Source organism: Flavobacterium davisii (assembly GCF_019565505.1).
GTDB classification, from domain to species: domain Bacteria; phylum Bacteroidota; class Bacteroidia; order Flavobacteriales; family Flavobacteriaceae; genus Flavobacterium; species Flavobacterium davisii.
Genome location: NZ_CP067378.1, coordinates 2882724 through 2903522 on the forward strand (window position 1 = coordinate 2882724; position 20799 = coordinate 2903522).

Genomic DNA, 20799 nt, shown 5'->3' on the forward strand with positions numbered 1-20799 from the left:
GCTTTTTGGATTACCTTATTTAAGGTGGTCAATGTTTAAAGATCGAAATTTTCAATTACTTTTATTAGCTTCTGTTTTAATATTTACGGTAATATTTAGTTCAGGATCAGAATCACCGACCTATATTATAGCGTTTTTTGGAGTCGCAATTTGGTTTGTATTAAAAGGAAAGACTATGACTAAAACAGATTGTTTTTTGTTTGTTTTGGCTATGCTATTAACCAGCTTTTCACCAACGGATCTATTTCCAAAATTTGTTAGAGAAAAGTATATTAACCCTTATGCTTTAAAAGCCCTACCATGTGTGCTAGTTTGGCTAAAAATTGTTTATGAAATGTTAGTTATAAATACTAATAATCATCATATAAGTTTAGAAAATGACTAGTGAAAAGAAAAAAATAGCCGTAGTAATTCCCGCTTATAATGAAGTGGGAAATATAAAAATTATGATTGATTCTTTACATAGGGTTTTTGCTACTCTTGATTATCAATATAGTTTGCTTTTTGTAGATGATGGAAGTAAAGATTTAACATTGTCTACATTAAAAGAGTTAACAGAACAAGATAGTAGACTGTTTTATGTTGAATTATCTAAAAATTTCGGACATCAAAATGCACTAAAAGCAGGAGTAGATACAGTAGTAGATACAGTAGTAGATACAGTAGATGCTATCATAACAATGGATGGAGATATGCAACATCCACCAGAATTATTACCTCAGTTATTAGCCAAATGGGAGGAGGGATTTGATGTGGTATATACCATTAGAGAAGAAGATGAAAATTTGTCTTTATTTAAGAAAAAAACTTCTCGTGGATTTTACAACTTAATGAATTATCTTTCAGAAGTAAAATTTGAACCGGTACAGCTGATTTTAGACTAATGGATCAACGTGTAGCAAAAGTTTTTTCCAGTTTTTCTGAAAATGAATTATTTATTAGAGGTTTGATAAATTGGCTTGGTTTTAGGCAATACGGAATTACTTTTCAACCAGCAAAACGATTTGCAGGAGAAAGTAAATATACAGTAAAAAAAATGTTGCGTTTTGCATTACAAGGTATCACCTCATTTAGTACACGTCCATTGTATTTAGCTGTGCTTTTAGGTCTATTCATCACTTTAGTATCCTTTATAGGCTATCTTGTTTACATCTTGTTTAGCATTTATCACGGACATGTAATTTCTGGTTGGGCTTCTCTTATTAGTACAGTTGTCTTTTTTGGAGGATTAAATCTAATTGTTTTAGGAATTATAGGAATTTATGTAGGTAAATTATTTATGCAGTCTAAAAGCAAGACCTAATTATTTAATTCGTGATACCAATTATAAAAATTAAGTATGATTTTATTAAGTTTTGATATCGAAGAGTTTGATATGCCCTTTGAATATGGTAAAAAAATTTCTTTTGAAGAACAAATGTCTATTTCTATTGATGGAACAAATAAAATTTTAGATTTGTTAGACAAACATCAGATTAAAGCTACCTTTTTTTCAACTGCTACTTTTGCCATGAATGCAAAATCGGTTATAAATCGTATTATTCAATCAGGACATGAAATAGCCTCACATAACTATTATCATACAGATTTTGAAGTAAAGCATCTGAAAGAATCAAAAGATAAATTAGAAGAATTAACAGGTAAAGAAGTGATAGGGTTTCGGATGCCTCGTATGTATCCAGTGGATGAAAAAGAAATTCAAAAAGCAGGTTATATCTATAATTCATCCATAAATCCAACATTCTTACCGAGGACGTTATAATAATCTAGATAAACCAAGAAAATATTTTTATCAAGATCAAGTTTTGCAAATTCCAGCCTCAGTAAGCCCTTGGGTGCGATTTCCATTATTTTGGTTATCTTTTCATAACTTACCAATGTGGCTTTACCAATTTTTAGCTAATTGGACTTATAAAAAAGATGGTTATCTAAATATTTATTTACACCCTTGGGAATTTACAGATTTAAATCAGCCAGAAAAGTTTAACTTTCCAAATTATGTTGTAAAAAATAGTGGTGATCCACTAGTAAAACGATTAGATGATTTTATTTTCTATTTTAAAAAAGAAAATAAATTATTTGGAACATTTAAAGAATTTGTAGCAACAATTAAATAAGTAATGAATATATCTGTTTTTATCATAACTTTTAATGAGGAAAAGATAATAGCTAAATGTTTAGAAAAATTATACTGGGCTAGTGAAATATTAGTTATAGATTCAGGGAGTTCTGATAATACGGTTGCTATTTGTAAAGAATATGGGGCTAAAGTAATCTATAATAAATTCGAAAATTTTGGAAAACAAAAACAATTTGCCCTTGAGCAAACGACTCATACATGGGTATTATCATTAGATGCAGATGAAGTACTTTCAGATGAATTAATAAATGAAATTAAAGAATTAGATTTAGAAAAATCTTCTAAAAACGGATTTTTAATACCTAGAACTCATGTTTTTTTAAATAAAGTATTTCAATATGGAAATGAAAATAAAAAACCCATTTTAAGATTGTTTAATAAATCAAAAGGAAGTTTTACACCTGATAGAGTTCATGAAGTTATAAAAGTAGAAGGATCGTTAGGGATTTTGTTTAATGAAATGCTGCATTATACAGTCTTTGATGTTTCTACTGCTGTACAAAAACAAGTAAAGTACTCATTGTTAAGTGGGGAGCTCCTTTATGAAAAAGGAAAGAAGGCTTCGTTGTTGAAACCTTTTATTCTGTTCCCTTTTCAATTTATTAGAGTGTATTTTATTCAATGTAATATTTTAAATGGTTACGAAGGTTTTGTATGGAGCATGTTTTCTGCCTTTGGAAGTTTTTTAAAGTACACAAAACTGTACGACTTACATCAAAATAAAGATTGATAACAATTCATTAAATTCTTTGCGATTACTTCGTCTGTAAATTGCTGAACATATTCAAAACCTTTTGTAGAAATAAATTCTGCTTCCTTAGGATTATTTAATATCCATTGAATTTTTTCTTTTATTTCCTCTGGATCATGAGGATTGATATATAAGCTATTAGGCCCTCCAGCTTCAGGGAAAACGCCCGAATTAGTTGTAATGATAGGCGTTTTTGAAAAAGAGCTTCAATAATAGGAATTCCAAATCCTTCAAAAATAGAAGGGTATACAAAAACAGTTGCCAACTGATAAAGAATAGCTAATTCTTCATTACTCACATCTTTTAAAAAACTAACTTTATGTTGAATTTGGTGTTTACTTATATAATGATGAATTTCTTTCGTATAAGGAGTTTCTTTGCCTATAAGTACTAAATGGGTATCTATATCTTTTATAGCTTTTACAATATTGAGTGCATTTTTTCTTGTTTCTAAAGTACCTACATTTAGAACAAATTGATTAGGTAGATTGAATTTATTTAAAACTTTTTCTTGTAATTCAGTAGTATATTTTTTTTTGAAAACATCTTGACATCCCTGATATATTACTTTAATTTTAGATTCAGGAATGTTTAAAAAATGAATAATATCCTTTTTAGTTTGTTCACTTATAGCAATGACAAGATCAGCTTGTTCAGCAGCCTTTTTAAATTTGTAAAAATGAATTTTTCGATCAAAAAAAGAGTACAATTCAGGATATCTTACAAAAATTAAGTCATGTATTGTTACAATACTTTTAATACCGTTTTTATGTAAACCATTAGGTAGCTCACCCGAAAGACCATGAAATAATTGGATATTATCTTTTTAAGATCAGAAATAATTCCAAATTGTCTCCATACGTTATAAAATTTTTTATAAAAGCCAGAAGAAGGAAGTTTTTCCAGAACATTACTCCTTTTAATATTAAATAAAGGTGTTTTTGCTTTTTTAGGATTATATAAAAAATACTGATTTTCTGAAAAAAAGTAGCAAGGATTCGAACAGAATCCCTGCTATAATTTCCTAAACCTGTTCTATTATGAAATACGCGTTTAGCTTCGTATCCTATTTTCATTTATTGAATGTTTTTAACTTTTAGTAGAAGTTATACCGCTACGTTATATTCTCTTAAAGCGTCATTTAAAGAAGTTTTTAAATCAGTAGAAGCTTTGCGTTTTCCGATGATTAATGCACAAGGGACTTGATATTCACCTGCTTCAAATTTTTTAGCATAACTGCCTGGTATAACAACACTTCTGGCAGGAACAACTCCTTTGTATTCCACAGGCTCTGAGCCTGTTACATCGATTATTTTAGTAGAAGCAGTAAGGCAAACATTAGCGCCTAAAACAGCTTCTTTTTCTACTCTAACACCTTCTACGACAATGCAACGAGAACCGATAAAAGCACCATCTTCAATAATTACAGGAGCAGCTTGTAAAGGTTCTAACACCCCACCAATACCAACACCACCACTAAGATGAACATCTTTTCCTATTTGAGCACAACTTCCTACTGTAGCCCACGTATCTACCATTGTACCAGCATCTACATACGCTCCTATATTTATATAAGAAGGCATCATAATTACCCCAGATGAAATATAAGCGCCGTGTCTTGCAACAGCATTAGGAACCACTCGAATCCCTTTTTCTGCATAATTCTTTTTAGAGGCATTTTATCATGGTATTCAAAAATACCTACCTCAAAAGTTTCCATTTTTTGAATAGGGAAATACATTACAACGGCTTTTTTTACCCATTCGTTTACCTGCCATCCGTCAGAAATAGGTTCAGCCACTCTTAATGTCCCTGCGTCAAGTAAATTTACTACATCTCTAATGGCTGTTTGTGTTGCTTCTTCTTGTAATAAAGAACGATCTTCCCAAGCTTTTTCTATTATATTCTGTAAATTTTGCATTTGATTTTTATTTTGAGCAAAGATAAATGATTTGAAGCAAAGCAAAAATCAAAGTTTTAGCTATTTTTGTTGAAATTTTAATTCATGTCAAGAATTTTAGCGATAGATTACGGGATAAAACGTACAGGTATTGCTGTAACGGATGATTTTCAAATTATAGCGTCGGGACTTACTACAGTAGCGTCTACAGAAGTGTTAGATTTTTTGAAAACTTATTTTGAAAAGGAAAAAGTAGTAAAAGTTTTGATTGGAGATCCCAAACAAATGAATGGACAACCTTCAGAAAGTGCGCCATTAGTAGAAGTTTTTGTTCAAAAGTTTTGTCACCAATTTCCAGAGATGAAAATAGTCCGAGTAGATGAACGTTTTACCTCTAAAATGGCTTTTCAGACTATGATTGATAGTGGACTCAAAAAAAAGCAACGTCAAAATAAAGCGTTAATAGATGAAATTTCAGCAACAATTATGCTCAAAGATTATTTAACTAGAAAAATGATTTAACATTCTTTACAATTTTTGTAGAATTAATTCGTTACCTAAAAAAATGTAAAAAATAATACTTTTACGATGTATCTTTGCATCACAAATTACTAAAATGGCAACAGCAACTCAAAATCAAGAAACAGATGTAGTGTTAATTGGCGCTGGAATTATGAGCGCTACCTTAGGTTTGTTATTAAAGGAATTACAACCTGATATTAGAATTCAAATTTTTGAACGTTTAGATGTGGCAGCAGCTGAAAGTTCTGACGCATGGAATAATGCAGGAACGGGGCACGCCGCATTTTGCGAGCTTAATTATACTCCCGAACTAGAAAATGGAACGGTAGATGTAAAAAAAGCAGTGAAAATTTCAGGAAGCTTTTGAGGTGTCTCGTCAGTTATGGGCCTATTTGGTTGAAAAAGGACTTCTTAATAATCCAGAGTCTTTTATAAAATCTGTTCCTCATTTGAGTTTTGTGTGGGGAAAAGAAAATGTTTCTTACTTACGTAAACGTTTTGAAGCCTTACAAAAATATGAGCTGTTCAAAGAAATGGAATATTCAGAAGATCCAGAAATTATTAAACAATGGGCTCCATTAGTAATGGAAGGACGAAAAAATAATGCAGATATAGCTTGTACAACCATGAAGTATGGAACCGATGTTAATTTTGGTGCCTTAACAAAAAATATCTTTAAATATTTAGAAACCTTACAAGGGGTAAGTATTCATTTTAACCATGAAGTTAAAAAATTACGCAAAAAGAAGACGGTAAATGGCGTTTAAAAATAACAGATCTAACTTCTAAAGAAAAGAAAAGACTTTATACGCCATTCGTATTTATTGGAGCTGGAGGAGGTTCATTATTATTATTAGAAAAAGCAAATATTCCCGAAGGACAAGGATATGGAGGTTTTCCAGTAAGTGGACAATGGTTGAAATGTACGAATGAAGAAGTAATTAAAAAACATGATGTAAAAGTATATGGTAAAGCTTCAGTAGGAGCACCGCCTATGTCGGTTCCTCATATAGATACACGTGTAATAAATGGTAAGAAAGAATTATTATTTGGTCCGTACGCAGGTTTTTCAACAAAATTTTTAAAAAACGGTTCCTATTTTGATTTAATTTCATCTATAGAGGTTGATAATATCAAACCTATGTTACAAGCAGGAATTAAAAATATACCCCTAACGAAATATTTAATCGAACAAGTTTTTCAATCGACCAATGATAGAATGAAAGCCTTAAAAGAATATGTTCCATCTGCAAAAAAAGAAGATTGGGTATTAGAAACCGCAGGACAGCGAGTACAAGTTATAAAAAAAGATAAAAATGGAAATGGAGTTCTTGAATTTGGAACAGAAGTAGTAGCTGCTCAAGACGGTTCTTTGTCTGTGTTGTTAGGAGCTTCTCCGGGGGGCGTCAACAGCTACCTCAATTATGATTGAACTACTCGAAAAATGCTTTCCTGAAAAAATGAAAAGTGATGCTTGGAAAACAAAGCTGAAAGAGATGATACCTTCTTATGGTCAAGAGCTAAATAAAAACCCTCAAATGACAAAAGAAATTCGTCAAAAAACAAATGAAGTTTTAAAATTAAATATTTAAAAGTATTTGTACTTTTGCATACCCCAATTTATTTTGAAAAAATAGTAGAATGATATATCCAATTGTAGGTTACGGAGATCCTGTGTTACGAAAAGTAGGTGAAAATATTTCAAAGGATTATCCTAATTTGAAAGAAATAATAGCTAATATGTACGAAACCATGTACAAGGCACATGGCGTAGGATTAGCAGCTCCACAGGTAGGTTTAGCCATCCGTTTGTTTATTGTAGATACAGAACCATTTAGTGATACTGAAGACTTATCTAAAGAAGAAGCTACATTATTAAAAGGATTTAAAAGAACTTTTATTAATGCCAAAATATTAAAGGAAGAAGGAGAAGAATGGGCCTTTAATGAAGGTTGTTTAAGTATTCCAGATGTTCGTGAAGATGTATATCGAAATGAAAAAATTACGATTGAATATTTTGATGAAAATTTTGAAAAGAAAACAGAAATATATGATGGATTAGTAGCACGTGTAATTCAACATGAATACGATCATATAGAAGGCGTTTTATTTACAGATAAAATTTCAACCTTAAAAAGACCTTGATCAAAAAGAAATTACAAAACATTATGGAAGGAAAGGCTCGACCTGATTACCGTATGCGTTTTGCCAAAATAAAATAAAAGTAATTAATTGTTCTCCCAGTCGTGGAGTAATGAAAATAATTTAATAAAATGAATTTAGAAAGAATATTAGCCATTTCAGGAAAACCGGAGGTTTATATGCTCTAAAAATGCAAACAAGAACTGGTTTCGTAGCAGAATCATTAGTCGATGGTAAAAAAGTAACAGTAGGTATGCAAAGTAATGTAAGTCTATTATCTGAAATTTCAGTGTACACTTACACGGAAGAAAAACCGTTAGTAGATGTAATGAGTGCCATTGCTAAAAAAGAAAATGGTGGTGAAGCCCCTCGATTAAAAGATGATAAGGCTGCTTTATTAGCCTATTTTGGCGCAGTTTTACCAGATTATGACCAAGATAGAGTATACCCTTCTGATGTGAAAAAAATATTGAATTGGTATAATATATTGCAGGCTAAAGGATTAGTGGTTTTAGCAGAAGAAACAACAGTAGAAGGAACAACAGTAGAAGGAACAACAGTAGAGGAAACAACAGTAGAGGAAACAACAGTAGAGGAAACAACAGTAGAGGAAACAACAGTAGAAGAAAAACCAAAAAAAAACGAGAGCGACCAAAGCTAAAAAAGAGGAGACTGCTGGAGAAAAAGAAGAAAAGCCCAAAAAACCAAGAGCAACAAAAAAAACAAAATCTGAAGAATAGTCAGTTTTAATTTTAACAAAAATATAAGTCCTGTATTTGATCTACAAATGCAGGATTTTTTGTTATTTAGTAAACCTATTATTTTATAAAAAAACGATATGAATACACGTTCAGAACAACTACAAGCTTTTAATCGTTTATTGGATATTATGGATGAACTTAGAGAAAAATGTCCATGGGATAAAAAACAAACATTAGAAAGCTTGCGTCATTTGACTATAGAAGAAACGTATGAATTAGGAGAGGCTATATTAGATAATGATTTAAATGAAATTAAAAATGAACTAGGTGATTTATTACTTCATATCGTTTTTTATTCTAAAATAGGAAGCGAAACCAATCATTTTGATATAGCAGATGTAACGAATGCTATTTGTGACAAACTAATTCATAGACATCCTCATATTTATGGAAACGTAGAAGTAGCAAATGAAGAAGAAGTAAAAAAAAATTGGGAAAAACTTAAATTAGAAGAAGGAAAAAAATCAGTTTTAGAAGGAGTTCCTAAATCATTACCCGCTATGGTAAAAGCCAGTAGAATACAAGATAAGGTAAAAGGAGTTGGTTTTGATTGGGAAGAACCACATCAAGTATGGAACAAAGTACAAGAAGAATTGCAAGAACTACAAGAGGAAATAGAAAAAAAGAACCAAGATAAAATAGAAGCAGAGTTTGGAGATGTTATCTTTTCAATGGTTAATTATGCACGATTTTTGAATGTAAATCCTGAAGATGCACTAGAAAGAACGAATAAAAAATTTATTAAACGCTTTACTTATTTAGAGCAAAAAGCGCAATCATTAGGTAAAAACCTTTCAGATATGACATTAAGAGAAATGGATGTTTTTTGGGAAGAAGCCAAACAGCTACCTTAATAAAATAGCTTAAAAAGTATAATTTTCAAAAGAATAATTTTCAAAAAGAATAATTTTCAAAAAGAATAATTTTGACCTCCTTATGATGCGATATCAAATCTTTATAATTATAATTTTTTTATCTTTCAAGTTGCAAGCACAGCATGATGGTAAACGATTGCCTTCTCTTAAAATACCAAGAATAGATATTCCTGAACCGAATAAGAATAGAGGACAAGAAGAAATGGCACCACAATATTCGCTGAATAAACCTTTTGAACCAAAACTATTTAAAGTTCCGCCTAAAAAATACGATCCGCCTAAAATGGATAAAGAAATGGAAATGCTTGGAGGCGGGAGTGATTTAGATTTAGGAAAGCAATATGCAGAAAAAATGAATAATAAATTAAATCCTCAAATTAAAGAAGGCGTACTAGATCCGAAAGAATTTAGAAAGCATCAATATTTTGGCGATTTTACTATAGATTCAGAAACAATCACTTTAAATTATCGTGATTTTGGAGAAATTGATGGAGATCAGGTTCGTGTTTGGGTAAATGGTAAAAGCGTGACCGATTATTTAGAATTAGAAGGATTTAGAAAAAAATTATAATTTATCTAGTAGAAGGTATTAATCATATAGAAATAGAAGCTTTAAACGAAGGTGTTTTTACACCCAATACAGGCGAATTTTTGTTTACAGATGCTCAATCAAAAATTATTATGGGAGATAAATGGGGATTGGCTACAGGTTTTAAAGCAAAATTTAACATCTTAAGAGTTTCTAATAATAGTAAAACAATAGAGAAAAAATAGTCCTATTGTTTTACTATTTATATCGTAAATATTAACTCCAGATTCTGTATTAGACCTCGTTTAGAAATAATTTTTTCAATAAATTAAAAGGTTCTCGGAAAACTTAAATCCAAATTACGCATTAGAGATTTTCAAAAAACACATCTAGAATTAGCAAAAAAATAATCCCTTTTATTTCAGTAAATTATAAAATTTATTTTTTTTAATGCGTAATTCTATCTAACTCAGCTAAAATTATTCTATACGAGATAATATGGTGTTTGATCATTGAGCTTCCATTTGGAAGCCTTTTTACATTTTAGCCAAAATTTGGAAGGCGATAAATTCACGATTTTATACATGGGCTTCGCTCGCAAGTGCAAGTTAGCTCTCATTTGTCAAAGAACAATACTTTCTTGAAGTCTAGGGTAAAGAGCCTAAAAGAATTAAAACTCTTGAAAAACTACTAAAGTTGAATATTTTGGGTGAAAATTGAAACTAATTTACGTTCGGTGAGTTTTTTAGGAGTCCTTAAATAGATAAATGTCTTTCAAATTCCTTTGTTACAAATTTTTCAAATTCTTTATTGTGATTATAGAGTACAGAACCATGTCCGAAACACAAAATACGAGGATTAAGTTCTGCTATTCTTTTTAGAGAATTGAGATTTTCTTTAGGCTTAGCAGTAAATAAGGAAGGAGGTAAATGTAATCCTGTTTTTGTTGTAATTAAATTCATATTAGTAGCTATATCGCCAGCAATCAAAACCCCATCTTTTTCTCTAAAAAGACTATATGGCCCTCAGAGTGACCGGTGTTTCGATTACTTTAAATTCTCCTAGAGTGTCTCCTTCTTGAAGTGTTTTATTTACTTTTATCCCTTTTCCAGCCCAGAATTTTTGTTGTAATAGCGAAATAATATTTTGAGGAGAAGGATAATCTTTGGTTACCAATCCAGACTCAACTCTTGGTACTTCCTTAGCATGACAATATAGCGGGATATTCAATGTGTCACAAATTAATTGAGAGGCACCTTGATGATCTGGATGTGCGTGTGTTAAAGCATGGGCATGAATAGGTATTTTTTTAGTTGCCTTTTTAATTTTTAAAAAGAACTTTTTATACCAGCATCTATTAAAATACCTTCTATAAAGTAGCAATTTACACTATTTCTAGGTAATAGAGGAATATGAAATACATCAGGTGCTATTTTTTTCATTGTGTAAACTTTTAATATTTTTAAAAAAAATCTATTATTTTATACAACAAAAATAGAAAAGGGATGAATAGTAAAATAAGACATTTGTCTTATTCTTTTTGATAAAAATCATGCTTAGCTCTATTTAATGTACGTGTAGTAATACCTATAAAAGAAGCAATATCTTCTGTTTTAGCCCGGCCAAGAAGGAATGGATAAAATTTAATGAGATTGTGAAATTTTAAATTGGCGGATTGATGATGGAATAATTGTAAAAAACGCTCTTTTTCTAGATATTCTTTTTGTATTATATGTTGCGTAACTTTTTGCCAATTAGGATTTTTTTGAATAAGAAGATTTAAGTTTTGAGAAGTAATGGTAAGTAATAAACTATCTTCTACTGCTTGTATGTTTTTTGTAGCAAGCGTTTTATTTTGAAAACTATTTAAGATCGTTATAAAATCATTTTCGATACCAAAGCAATAAATATTTTCCTTACCTTCAATGTCTATTGAATAAGCTTTAACCATTCCTTTGACAATAAAACCCAAAAGTAAACAAGGTTGGTTTTGTTGGATAAAAAAATCAGATTTTTTTAGATTCCTAATATTAAAGAAAGAAGATCCCCAATTAATTTCATCTTCACTTAAAAAAGAGAGTGATTTTAAATACTCCTTTAAATGATTTTCTATTAATTGGGGATTCATAATGATATTATTTGAAATTTTTAATACCGTTTTCTAACCAAGATTTATATTCATCAATACCTGTAAAACCAATTGGTTTAGATAAATCATTTCCATCTGAATCTAGAACTACATAAAGCGGTTGGGAATTACTTTTGTATCTGGTAATTTGAAAATCACTCCATTTATTACCAATTGTTACAATTTCTTTACCTGTAGCTTTTGAAATGTATTGTTGTTCTTTTGGTAATTCAATTTTTCTATCACATACTAAAGAAACAACTACAACTTTTTCTTTTAAGATAGACAATACTTCAGAATTAGACCATACATTATCTTCCATTTTTCTACAATTAGCACAAGCATCTCCTGTAAAATCTAAAAGAACAGGTTTGTTAACTTGTTTTGCGTATGCTAAACCTATTTCATAATCATCAAAAGTAATGATATTATGTGGACCATAATGGGCGTGTTCTGGTAGTTCTGATTTTGTATTAGAGGTAGAAGAACCCACTCCATTTGTACTTTCGGCATAATTTAAAGGAGGTGTTAATCCACTTAAAATTTTAAGAGGAGCTCCCCATAATCCGAGAATCATATAAAAAGTAAATGAAGTAACTACAATAGCCATTATGAGTCTTCCAATACCAATTTTGTCAGCTTTTTCATAGTCATGCGGAAGCATATATTTTCCAAATAAGTATAAAGCCCAAGCGCCAAAAATAGCAATCCAAATAGCTAGAAATAATTCTCTTTCTAATAGATGTTTTTGTAATACTAGATCTGCATTAGATAAAAATTTAAAAGCAAAAGCTAATTCTAAAAAGCCTAAAGAAACTTTTACGGTATTTAACCATCCTCCTGATTTAGGTAAGGTATTTAACCATCCAGGGAACATAGCAAAAAGCATAAAGGGAAGTGCAATAGCTAAGGAAAAACCAAACATACCAATAATAGGAGCTATTCCTCCTTTTGTTGCAGACTCTACTAATAAGGTTCCGACAATAGGACCTGTACAAGAAAAAGAAACAACAGCAAGTGCTAAGGCCATGAATACAATTCCTAATATTCCTCCTTTATCCGCTTGTGAATCTAATTTTGTAGCCCAAGAGCTAGGCAAAACAATTTCAAATGCTCCTAAAAATGAAAGAGCAAATACAATTAATAAACCGAAGAATATTAAATTAAACCAAACACTTGTTGATAATTCATTTAAGGCTTCAGCACCAAAAAGACCGGTTATTAGTGAGCCTAAGATGACATAAATAACGATGATAGATAATCCGTATAAAATAGCATTTCTTATACCCTCTGCTTTTGTTTTGCTTTGTTTTGTGAAAAAACTTACCGTCATTGGTATCATCGGAAAGATACAAGGCATTAATAGAGCAGCAAATCCACCTAAAAATGCTAATAAGAAGATAGTCCAAAGACTTTTGTCTTGTTCTTCATTTTTTGTATTCGAATCATTTTTTATATCAATATTTACAGGTTTGTTTTCCTTTGTAATCAAAGGAACAGCAATTACTTTTGAAGTAGTATCTTTTTTAGCTTCTTCGTTATTAGCTACTTCTTCTGGAGTACTTGTTAGGGGTAATTGAATATCAAATGTTTTGTCTTGTTGTATACAAGCTTCTTTACATACTTGATATTCAACGTATACTTTTATATTACTGTTTTTGGGATTTGTAAGTTTTATTGTTTGTTTGAATTGTGCTTTATTTTCAAATAAATATTCATCTACCTCAAAAACCTCGCTATACACTTTTTTGTAAGTACTTTCAGAAGTTTTACCAACTAATAGGTAGTTTCCTTTTGCATTTTTAAAGGAAAAAATGGTTGGTAATGAGCCTCCATCAGGTGTAAATTGAGAAAAAAGATGCCAATGAGGCTCTATTTTTGCATCAAAAGTAATGGTAAATTCAGTTTCTGACTTTTTTTGTACACTCGTTTTCCAACTTACTGGATTTAGTATTTGACTATGAACTCCTAAGGAGCTTAAAAAAATAAAAAGGCTAATAATTTTTTCATTTTGTGAAAATTATGTTTACTATATTCTTTGTTTCGGAATGGGCTATGAAACGATTATCTGCTCTATGATTGATGATCCAAACAATTCTATTGTCCGAAAGTAAAAGCCAAGTGTTTTCTTTATCAATTAATGAAAATTTTTCATCTTTAAAGTATTTACTCACTTTTTTTTTACCATTCATTCCAGAAGGGTAAAAATAATCACCTTCTTGCCATTTTCTAATTTTTAAAGGAAACTTTAACGTTTCCCTATCTACAAAAATAGAAGATTTTGTAGGTATTGTATTGTAACCTGAGTTACAAAAACGCAATTTTATTGGGTTTACAATGTAATCAGTTTCATTAGAAATAAGGAACTCTAAAGTTGAGGGTGTTTGTTTTGCAGTTAGTATAAGAATATTTCTATCTTTTATTAATCGGTAATGATCGGACAAAATTTGTTTACCCGATTGATTTTCTACTAAATCATAAATAGCACCCCAATCTTGAAATTCGTATAATTTGAGCCATTCGTATAAATAAGCCTTATAGTTAGATAAAGATTGTAATTTTAAAATATCAAAATAAATATTATTTTCCTTTTTAATGGCTATTTTATCGAATTCCTTTTTAATAGAATCATTTGCTAAAGATTCTGTTTGATGTAAATTTTTAAGCGTATTCTGAAAAGAACCTAATAGATTTGTATTTAATTCCTTTAGGATTGGAACAACATGATGCCTGATTTTATTTCGGAAATATTTGTCGGAAGCATTACTTGCATCTTCTCTCCATTGAATTTTATTTTCTGTTGCGTATTTTTCAATTTCTTCACGAGAAAAAATTAATAAAGGACGTACAATTTTGTCGTTTATTTCAGGAATTCCTGTTAGTCCTTCAATACCTGTTCCACGGGTAAAATTGATTAAAAATGTTTCTAATGAATCATCTAAATGATGCGCGGTTAGTAAATAATCAAATCCTTGCGTGTTTAATAATTCATAAAACCAATTATAGCGTAATTCACGTGCTGCTTGTTGAATAGAGAGTTTATTGTCGTTCGCATATATTTGCGTTTCAAAATTTTTAATAAAACTTTTAATTTTTAATTTTTGACTCTTAAATTTTACAAATTCTTCGTCCTTATTACTTTCATCACCTCTTAATTGGAAATTACAATGTGCAATAGCTATTTGTAAGTTTAACTTTGAAAATAAATCTAATAAAACAATACTATCAATGCCCCCGCTAACAGCTAAAAGTAAATGTTTACCATTTAAAAAGGAAAGATTTTGATGAATATGATTGCGTAATTGTGTCAGCATCTTGTAAAATTAACTTTATTTGTAATAAAAAGGAGTTTTCATAGGATTGAAATTATTTAAAAAATCCAAACTAAGATGTAAATACCTTTTTTAAGTTTCGTTGGATCCGATACAGAAATAAGAAAGTAATATAATTCATTGTTTAATGATAAAAATTATAAAGGTGAATGTAATTTAAGAATGAGATATGAAACTTAAAAATATTTTTTATCTAATTTTTTGGAATAATCTTGTGTCTCAGCTTAATACCTCACGCATGGCTTTAGCCTTTAATAAACATTCTTCATATTCTTGTTCAGGGTCAGATAATGCGGTAATAGCACTGCCTACAGAAAAAGAAAGATACTGATTGTCAGAATTGTATAAAATACTACGAATAACCACATTAAAATCAAAATTACCAGAAGGAGTAAAGTAGCCTACAGCTCCACTGTACAAACCTCTTTTAGTTTCTTCTAATTCCTCTATAATTTGCATAGCTGAAATTTTAGGAGCACCCGTCATACTTCCCATAGGGAAAGTAGTTTTTATGATGTCAACTGGATTAGTTGTGCTTTTTACTTCAGAAACAACTGTTGATATCATTTGGTGTACTTGTTTAAAAGAATAAATGGTACATAATTCTTCTACTTGTACAGAGCCCTTTATAGCTGTTTGAGCTAAATCATTTCGAACTAAATCTACTATCATAATATTTTCAGACCGTTCTTTAGGATTTTGTTCTAATTCAGTTTTAGAATTTGTATCTAAAATGAGATCTTCAAATCGTTTAGAAGTTCCTTTAATAGGTTGGCTGATGACTTTTTGATTTTCTTTCCTTATATAACGCTCAGGAGAAGCAGATAGTAAATAATGGATATGATTTTTAAAAAAACAAGCAAAAGGCGGTTTCGAAATTTTATTTAATTCTTGAAAAACTTGTGAAGGAATGATTTTACCGTTTTCAGCATAAAATTCCATACAAAAGTTAGCTTCATAGAGATCGCCTCTATGGATATGAGTCAACATTTGATTCACTTTTTTTATATAATGCTCCCTTGAAATACGTTGTTGGATTATAATTTCAGATTTTTGAGTTTCGTTTTTCGTTTTTCGTTTTTCTAAAATTTCTTCAAGATCGGAATCAATTTCATCATCACACATATTTAAATAAGCAATTTCTAGTTCGTTCCCTTTTAAGAAAAATATTTTTTTAGGCTGAAAAAAAATAAATCGGAAAAGTTTAATCCATCATGATTTTTAGAATCTAGCGATTCAATATCATTTTTTAGGTCGTAAGCTAAGTAACCAAATAGCCAATCATTGGTTTGTTGTTGATATTGTTTTAAATCATCAAAAGCATTAATATAATCTGTTTTTAGGGAAGTAAAAGCATCTACAGCAACAATTAAGTCATAAGAACTATATTGTTGTGGATAGTCATTGCTTTTTAGATAAGCTACTTCACGGAAATTTTCTGCCCAGTATAATAGTTTTTTTTTGATCGTTATAGGATCAATATTTATTTTTTTTGTGACTCTCAAAATATTTTTTTTAAGAGGCTAAAATATTACATACTTTACAAAATAGAAAATAAGTGAGCTTTAAAAAGTTATTAGAGTACGTAAAAAGTAGATTATTCCAGATTATGGGACAGACTTTTTGAAGAAAAAGAAAAAGGAAAGAAGATAAAAGGATAATAAATTTTTATTGCAGATGTATTTTCCTGTAATTAGGACAAAATATGAGGTACTTTTTTAGATTCAAAGTTGTTTTAAAAGTGTAATTTGAGATTATAGAAGCGTTTTAATTTTTTTAATTGGAGGCAGAAAAATCATTTTTGGAGTCAATTGAAAAAGTTTAAATCACTTTATAGTAATAATAATTTTTTTATGGAGATATTTCTTAATTTTAAAACTTTAAAACGTCAAGTCCTTTAACTAATGAATATTCCACAAAGTTCAAAAAAAAGAGTTGTTATAATTGGAGGTGGTTTTGCTGGTATTGCTTTAGCCAAGAAACTAAAAAATAAAAAATTTCAAGTTGTACTGATTGATAAGCATAATCATCATACATTCCAACCTTTATTGTATCAGGTTGCTACAGGAGGATTAGAAGCAGGTTCCATAGCATATCCTATCCGTAAAGTTATTCAAGGATGTTCAGATTTTTATTTTAGATTAACTACCGTAAAAGAGATTGATACTAAACATCAAAAAGTTTTATCAGAAATAGGGGATATACATTATGATTATTTAGTTATTGCTACTGGATCTAAAACCAATTATTTTGAAAATAAGGAAATAGAACGCAATTCAATGTCCATGAAAACCATTCCACAGTCACTTAATATTCGTAGTTTAATTCTTGAAAATTTTGAAGAAGCTGTTTTAACAAAGGATGAAACTGAAAGGAATGCTTTGATGAATTTTGTTTTAGTAGGGGGAGGACCTACAGGTGTTGAGTTAGCGGGAGCTTTAGCTGAGATGAAAAAAGCAATTTTTCAAAAAGATTATCCAGATTTAGATGTACAAAAGATGCAAATTCATTTGATACAAAGTGGTGATAGAATTTTGAATACTATGACGGAAAAATCATCAGTAGCGTCTGAAAAATTTTTGAAAGAATTAGGGGTTAAAATCTGGAAAAATGTACGTGTAACGAATTATGATGGGCGAACGATTACTACAAATACAGATCTTGTTTTAGATGCAGGTACTGTTATTTGGACGGCAGGGGTTCAAGGAGCTTGTATACATGGTTTGCCCGAAGAATCTGTTGTCAAAGGAGTGAAACGAATAAGAGTGAATGAGTTTAATCAAGTAAAAGGATTTGAAAATATTTTTGCCATAGGAGACATTGCTTCTGTGGAAAATGAACTGTATCCACAAGGACATCCTATGATGGCACAACCTGCCATACAACAAGGAAATTTATTAGCAGATAATCTACTTAATTTACAACAAAATAAATCTATGAAAGCTTTTGTGTATGATGATAAAGGCTCTATGGCAACTATTGGTAGGAATTTAGCTGTTGTAGACTTGCCTAAATACCATTTTAATGGTGTTTTTGCTTGGTTTGTATGGATGTTTGTGCACTTGTTTTCATTGATTGGATTTAAAAATAAAGCGGTTGTTTTTTTAAATTGGGTTTATAATTACATCCGTTTTGATCGAGAAGGACGTTTAATTATTCGTCCTTACAAAAAGAAAAGTTTTATTACATTTACTAGTGATGAGATTTAGTAAATTGTGGCTTAAGTTTAATTTTTTAAACTTAAGCCATTTTTATATGAACTAATTTAGGACTAATTACTTTTTTAGAGTATGTAAAGAGATAGTGTCCTTCTTTTACTCGGATTACGTATTAAAAATCTATTTCACTTTATTTTTCTTCCAATTTAAGCACGTACTCCAATTTTATTCATCGTAATAGTTGACTATTTCATCTTCTAAATTTTCTGTGAGTACTTGAATTTATTGAAAAATTTTGTTTCACAACGAAGTCTAATGCGGAATCTGGGTTTAAGTTATCATTGTCCCATTTTAAAATAATAATCAGCGGAGTGCTTACCACTTCCATAAAAAAGAAAGAAAGTACAAATAGATAATAAGAGAAAAGACAAAATCAGATTTGTATAATTCATTTCATCAATAAAGTTTACCAAGAATGCGCCTATTAATATAGGAACTTGTGCCATTATTGACCAGCGAGTTAACAATCCAAACACAATCATAATTCCACCGACTATATGAGCAGCCATAACATAATGCACAATTAACATCCCGCCACCAAAATTTTTAATCGGTTCTGTTAATTGCGTGTAATAAACGGTATTTGTCATAAAAGAAACACCTTTCATAAATAAAAAAACACCTATAAAAATTCTCAATAAATCTAATGAGTAATAAGTGTGTGCATTTGCCCACTTATTCAAATTTTTACAGTTCCCATAGCTATAAGTTTAAATATTTTAAGCTAATATACTAAAAATCAATGTATTGTTTTGTTTTTATGGAGTGTATTTTATGTAAAATGATTTTTTATTAGGTTTAATATCATTTATTTCTTTTATATGAAAAGGTATTAATTTCCAATTATTGGAAACAAGCATTGTGTATTTTTGATTTTTAATAAACAATTCTATTGGCATTTCAAAATTAGGTTCTTCGGTAACCCATCTAATTTCAAATTTTTCTTCTTTTTTTTGAATTTCTAAAACAGGAATTGTTACGTACTTTAGATACTGATTGAATATAGGCGTTAAATTCATTTTTGATTCGTTATTAAAAAAATCAATAACCGTTTTCCCTTCAATAATTTGTTTTTTATATTTTGTAGAGAACTTTAATAAAATATCCCACCATTTGTCTTTACCTATAACATGGCGGAGTGTATTTAACATGTTAGCACCTTTGTAGTACATATCGCCACTCCCTTCCTTATTTACGCCAAAAGAACCTATTATAGGGCGATCATGCGCTATATTTATGCGCAGGCCTTCACAATAATCAAGTGCTTTTTCATATCCATATAAACACTCTATAAAAGCTACTTCTGAATACATAGTAAAGGCTTCGTGTATCCACATATCAGCTATGTCCTTGCTGGTTATACTATTGCCAAACCATTCATGTCCTGTTTCATGTATTGTTATGTAGTCAAATAAAAGACCAATACCAGTTCCTGATAAATCCCTCCCTTGATATCCTTTTTTATATTTGTTTCCGTATGCTATCGCACTTTGGTGTTCCATTCCTAAGTAAGGAGTTTCTACTAATTTGTAACTGTCTTCTTTAAAAGGATATGGACCAAATTTTGATTGAAAACAATCTAGCATAGGTTTTACTTCTTCAAAGTGTTTTCGTGCTTTTGTTTCATTATTTCGAAGTACATAATATTTTAGGTCTAAGCCTTTATGATAATCTTCAATTAAAACATAATCTCCAATATTAACAGTGATATCATAAGTGTTAATAGGATTTTTAACTTCCCAATCCCAGCGAGTATACCCATTTTTTAGATCTTCACTTCCAATGAATCGTCCATTAGATACATTCATTAATCCGTTTGGAACAGCTACTTTAATAGATATACCTAGGTCTGGTTCATCACTTTGTGAATCTTTTACAGGATACCAAGAACTGGCTCCAAATCCTTGACAACTAACGGCTACCCAAGGTTTGTGGTTAGGATCTTGGGTAAAAGTAAAGCCTCCATCCCAAGGAGCTCTTTTAGCAAGAGTAGGATTTCCTGAATAGTAAAACTTAATTTTATGAATACTTCCTTTTGAAAGTGTATTAGGGAAATGAATGAAAGTAGCTATTTCATCCCGTGTATAATGAAGCCTTTGATTATGATAAAGAATACTATCTATTTTCATATTTTCAAATAAATCAATTTGAATTTTTGATGTATTATTTACTACTTTAAAAGTAATATCATTATAACCTATTATTAATTTTTTATCAATATTAATGTTGATGTTTAGATCATAACGTTGTACATCAAAACAGATGCGTTCTGTTCGTAATCCTCCTTGTAAAGAGTCACGATGAGTATATTGCTCTTTGGCTACAGTTAACTGTGCGGATATAGGTTGAATTTTTAAAAAAAGGAATAAAAATAAAATGTATTTTCTCATAATAAAAAAATCTACCGCGTAAAGGTAGATTTTTATGAGCTTTAATAAAAAATAATTTATTATCGAATATTTTAAATAAACTATAAATGATTTAAAGAAATAGTTGTTATT

General features: G+C 30.0%; 15 protein-coding genes and 7 pseudogenes. 12 read left to right on the forward strand and 10 right to left on the reverse strand.

The features are described from left to right. Positions 1-31 precede the first annotated feature (31 nt). The 4 genes and pseudogenes from JJC05_RS18475 (at position 32) to JJC05_RS13770 (ending at position 2870) form a co-directional block, all read left to right on the forward strand. Positions 32-385: a VirB3 family type IV secretion system protein gene (locus tag JJC05_RS18475; protein ID WP_309597342.1), complete on the forward strand. Its 354-nt coding sequence runs from the start codon at positions 32-34 to the stop codon at positions 383-385. After that, positions 378-1337, forward strand: a pseudogene (locus JJC05_RS18960) (glycosyltransferase family 2 protein). The gene JJC05_RS18475 and the pseudogene JJC05_RS18960 overlap by 8 nt, the downstream one beginning before the upstream one ends. A 2-nt stretch (positions 1338-1339) precedes the next feature. Beyond that, a pseudogene (locus tag JJC05_RS13765) lies at positions 1340-2117 on the forward strand (polysaccharide deacetylase family protein). Positions 2118-2120: 3 nt separating this feature from the next. Beyond that, entirely contained in the window at positions 2121-2870 is a 750-nt protein-coding gene (locus tag JJC05_RS13770) for a glycosyltransferase family 2 protein (RefSeq protein ID WP_105196608.1), read from the forward strand. Here the strand turns inward: JJC05_RS13770 and JJC05_RS13775 are convergent. Together JJC05_RS13775 and JJC05_RS13780 are read right to left on the reverse strand one after the other, a co-directional pair. Next, positions 2855-3967, reverse strand: a pseudogene (locus tag JJC05_RS13775) (glycosyltransferase family 4 protein). The gene JJC05_RS13770 and the pseudogene JJC05_RS13775 overlap by 16 nt on opposite strands. Before the next feature lie 30 nt (positions 3968-3997). Beyond that, positions 3998-4812 (reverse strand): annotated as a pseudogene (locus tag JJC05_RS13780) (2,3,4,5-tetrahydropyridine-2,6-dicarboxylate N-succinyltransferase). Positions 4813-4896: 84 nt separating this feature from the next. Between JJC05_RS13780 and ruvX the strand changes: the two are divergent. From ruvX to JJC05_RS17610, 7 genes and pseudogenes are all read left to right on the forward strand, one after another. Beyond that, a complete protein-coding gene (gene ruvX / locus JJC05_RS13785; protein ID WP_105196606.1) occupies positions 4897-5313 on the forward strand; it encodes a Holliday junction resolvase RuvX in 417 nt (138 codons plus the stop codon). A 94-nt stretch (positions 5314-5407) separates the two neighbouring features. After that, positions 5408-6905, forward strand: a pseudogene (locus JJC05_RS13790) (malate:quinone oxidoreductase). A 49-nt stretch (positions 6906-6954) separates the two neighbouring features. Further along, positions 6955-7535 (forward strand): annotated as a pseudogene (def, locus tag JJC05_RS13795) (peptide deformylase). A 110-nt stretch (positions 7536-7645) separates the two neighbouring features. Further along, a complete protein-coding gene (locus JJC05_RS13800) occupies positions 7646-8116 on the forward strand; it encodes a DUF5606 family protein (RefSeq protein ID WP_374226312.1) in 471 nt (156 codons plus the stop codon). A 177-nt stretch (positions 8117-8293) separates the two neighbouring features. After that, entirely contained in the window at positions 8294-9070 is a 777-nt protein-coding gene (gene mazG, locus JJC05_RS13805) for a nucleoside triphosphate pyrophosphohydrolase (protein WP_235877664.1), read from the forward strand. A 130-nt stretch (positions 9071-9200) separates the two neighbouring features. After that, positions 9201-9662, forward strand: a complete 462-nt coding sequence (locus tag JJC05_RS13810; protein WP_235877666.1) for a hypothetical protein — start codon at positions 9201-9203, stop codon at positions 9660-9662. 80 nt (positions 9663-9742) lie between these two features. After that, positions 9743-9865, forward strand: a complete 123-nt coding sequence (locus JJC05_RS17610; protein WP_258929218.1) for a hypothetical protein — start codon at positions 9743-9745, stop codon at positions 9863-9865. Between the two features lie 510 nt (positions 9866-10375). Here the strand turns inward: JJC05_RS17610 and JJC05_RS17615 are convergent. From JJC05_RS17615 to JJC05_RS13835, 6 genes and pseudogenes are all read right to left on the reverse strand, one after another. Next, entirely contained in the window at positions 10376-10609 is a 234-nt protein-coding gene (locus JJC05_RS17615) for an MBL fold metallo-hydrolase (protein WP_258929220.1), read from the reverse strand. 25 nt (positions 10610-10634) lie between these two features. After that, positions 10635-11003 (reverse strand): MBL fold metallo-hydrolase, encoded by a 369-nt coding sequence (locus JJC05_RS17620; protein ID WP_258929222.1) that lies wholly within the window; start codon positions 11001-11003, stop codon positions 10635-10637. A gap of 148 nt (positions 11004-11151) precedes the next feature. Then, positions 11152-11748, reverse strand: a complete 597-nt coding sequence (locus JJC05_RS13820) for a Crp/Fnr family transcriptional regulator (protein ID WP_105196600.1) — start codon at positions 11746-11748, stop codon at positions 11152-11154. A 7-nt stretch (positions 11749-11755) separates the two neighbouring features. Further along, a complete protein-coding gene (locus JJC05_RS13825) occupies positions 11756-13750 on the reverse strand; it encodes a protein-disulfide reductase DsbD family protein (protein ID WP_235878891.1) in 1995 nt (664 codons plus the stop codon). A gap of 4 nt (positions 13751-13754) precedes the next feature. Continuing rightward, positions 13755-15062, reverse strand: a complete 1308-nt coding sequence (gene tilS / locus JJC05_RS13830) for a tRNA lysidine(34) synthetase TilS (protein WP_105196598.1) — start codon at positions 15060-15062, stop codon at positions 13755-13757. Positions 15063-15299: 237 nt separating this feature from the next. Continuing rightward, positions 15300-16585, reverse strand: a pseudogene (locus JJC05_RS13835) (anthranilate synthase component I family protein). A gap of 399 nt (positions 16586-16984) precedes the next feature. On the opposite strand from JJC05_RS13835, the gene JJC05_RS13840 reads away from it, so the two are divergent. Next, a complete protein-coding gene (locus tag JJC05_RS13840) occupies positions 16985-18289 on the forward strand; it encodes an NAD(P)/FAD-dependent oxidoreductase (protein WP_088393069.1) in 1305 nt (434 codons plus the stop codon). 287 nt (positions 18290-18576) lie between these two features. Here JJC05_RS13840 and JJC05_RS13845 read toward each other — a convergent pair whose 3' ends face one another. Then, complete coding sequence (locus JJC05_RS13845; RefSeq protein WP_258929225.1) at positions 18577-18981, reverse strand: DoxX family protein; 405 nt, start codon at positions 18979-18981, stop codon at positions 18577-18579. 75 nt (positions 18982-19056) lie between these two features. Then, positions 19057-20688 (reverse strand): M1 family metallopeptidase, encoded by a 1632-nt coding sequence (locus JJC05_RS13850; protein WP_235877668.1) that lies wholly within the window; start codon positions 20686-20688, stop codon positions 19057-19059. Positions 20689-20799: the final 111 nt, after the last annotated feature.

Bases quoted from the DNA above. Each gene is read 5' to 3' on its own strand.
- JJC05_RS18475 (WP_309597342.1), top strand. From the start codon at position 32: ATGTTTAAAGATCGAAATTTTCAATTACTTTTATTAGCTTCTGTTTTA.
- JJC05_RS13770 (WP_105196608.1), top strand. From the start codon at position 2,121: ATGAATATATCTGTTTTTATCATAACTTTTAATGAGGAAAAGATAATA.
- ruvX (WP_105196606.1), top strand. From the start codon at position 4,897: ATGTCAAGAATTTTAGCGATAGATTACGGGATAAAACGTACAGGTATT.
- JJC05_RS13800 (WP_374226312.1), top strand. From the start codon at position 7,646: ATGCAAACAAGAACTGGTTTCGTAGCAGAATCATTAGTCGATGGTAAA.
- mazG (WP_235877664.1), top strand. From the start codon at position 8,294: ATGAATACACGTTCAGAACAACTACAAGCTTTTAATCGTTTATTGGAT.
- JJC05_RS13820 (WP_105196600.1), bottom strand. From the start codon at position 11,748: ATGAATCCCCAATTAATAGAAAATCATTTAAAGGAGTATTTAAAATCA.
- tilS (WP_105196598.1), bottom strand. From the start codon at position 15,062: ATGCTGACACAATTACGCAATCATATTCATCAAAATCTTTCCTTTTTA.
- JJC05_RS13840 (WP_088393069.1), top strand. From the start codon at position 16,985: ATGAATATTCCACAAAGTTCAAAAAAAAGAGTTGTTATAATTGGAGGT.
- JJC05_RS13850 (WP_235877668.1), bottom strand. From the start codon at position 20,688: ATGAGAAAATACATTTTATTTTTATTCCTTTTTTTAAAAATTCAACCT.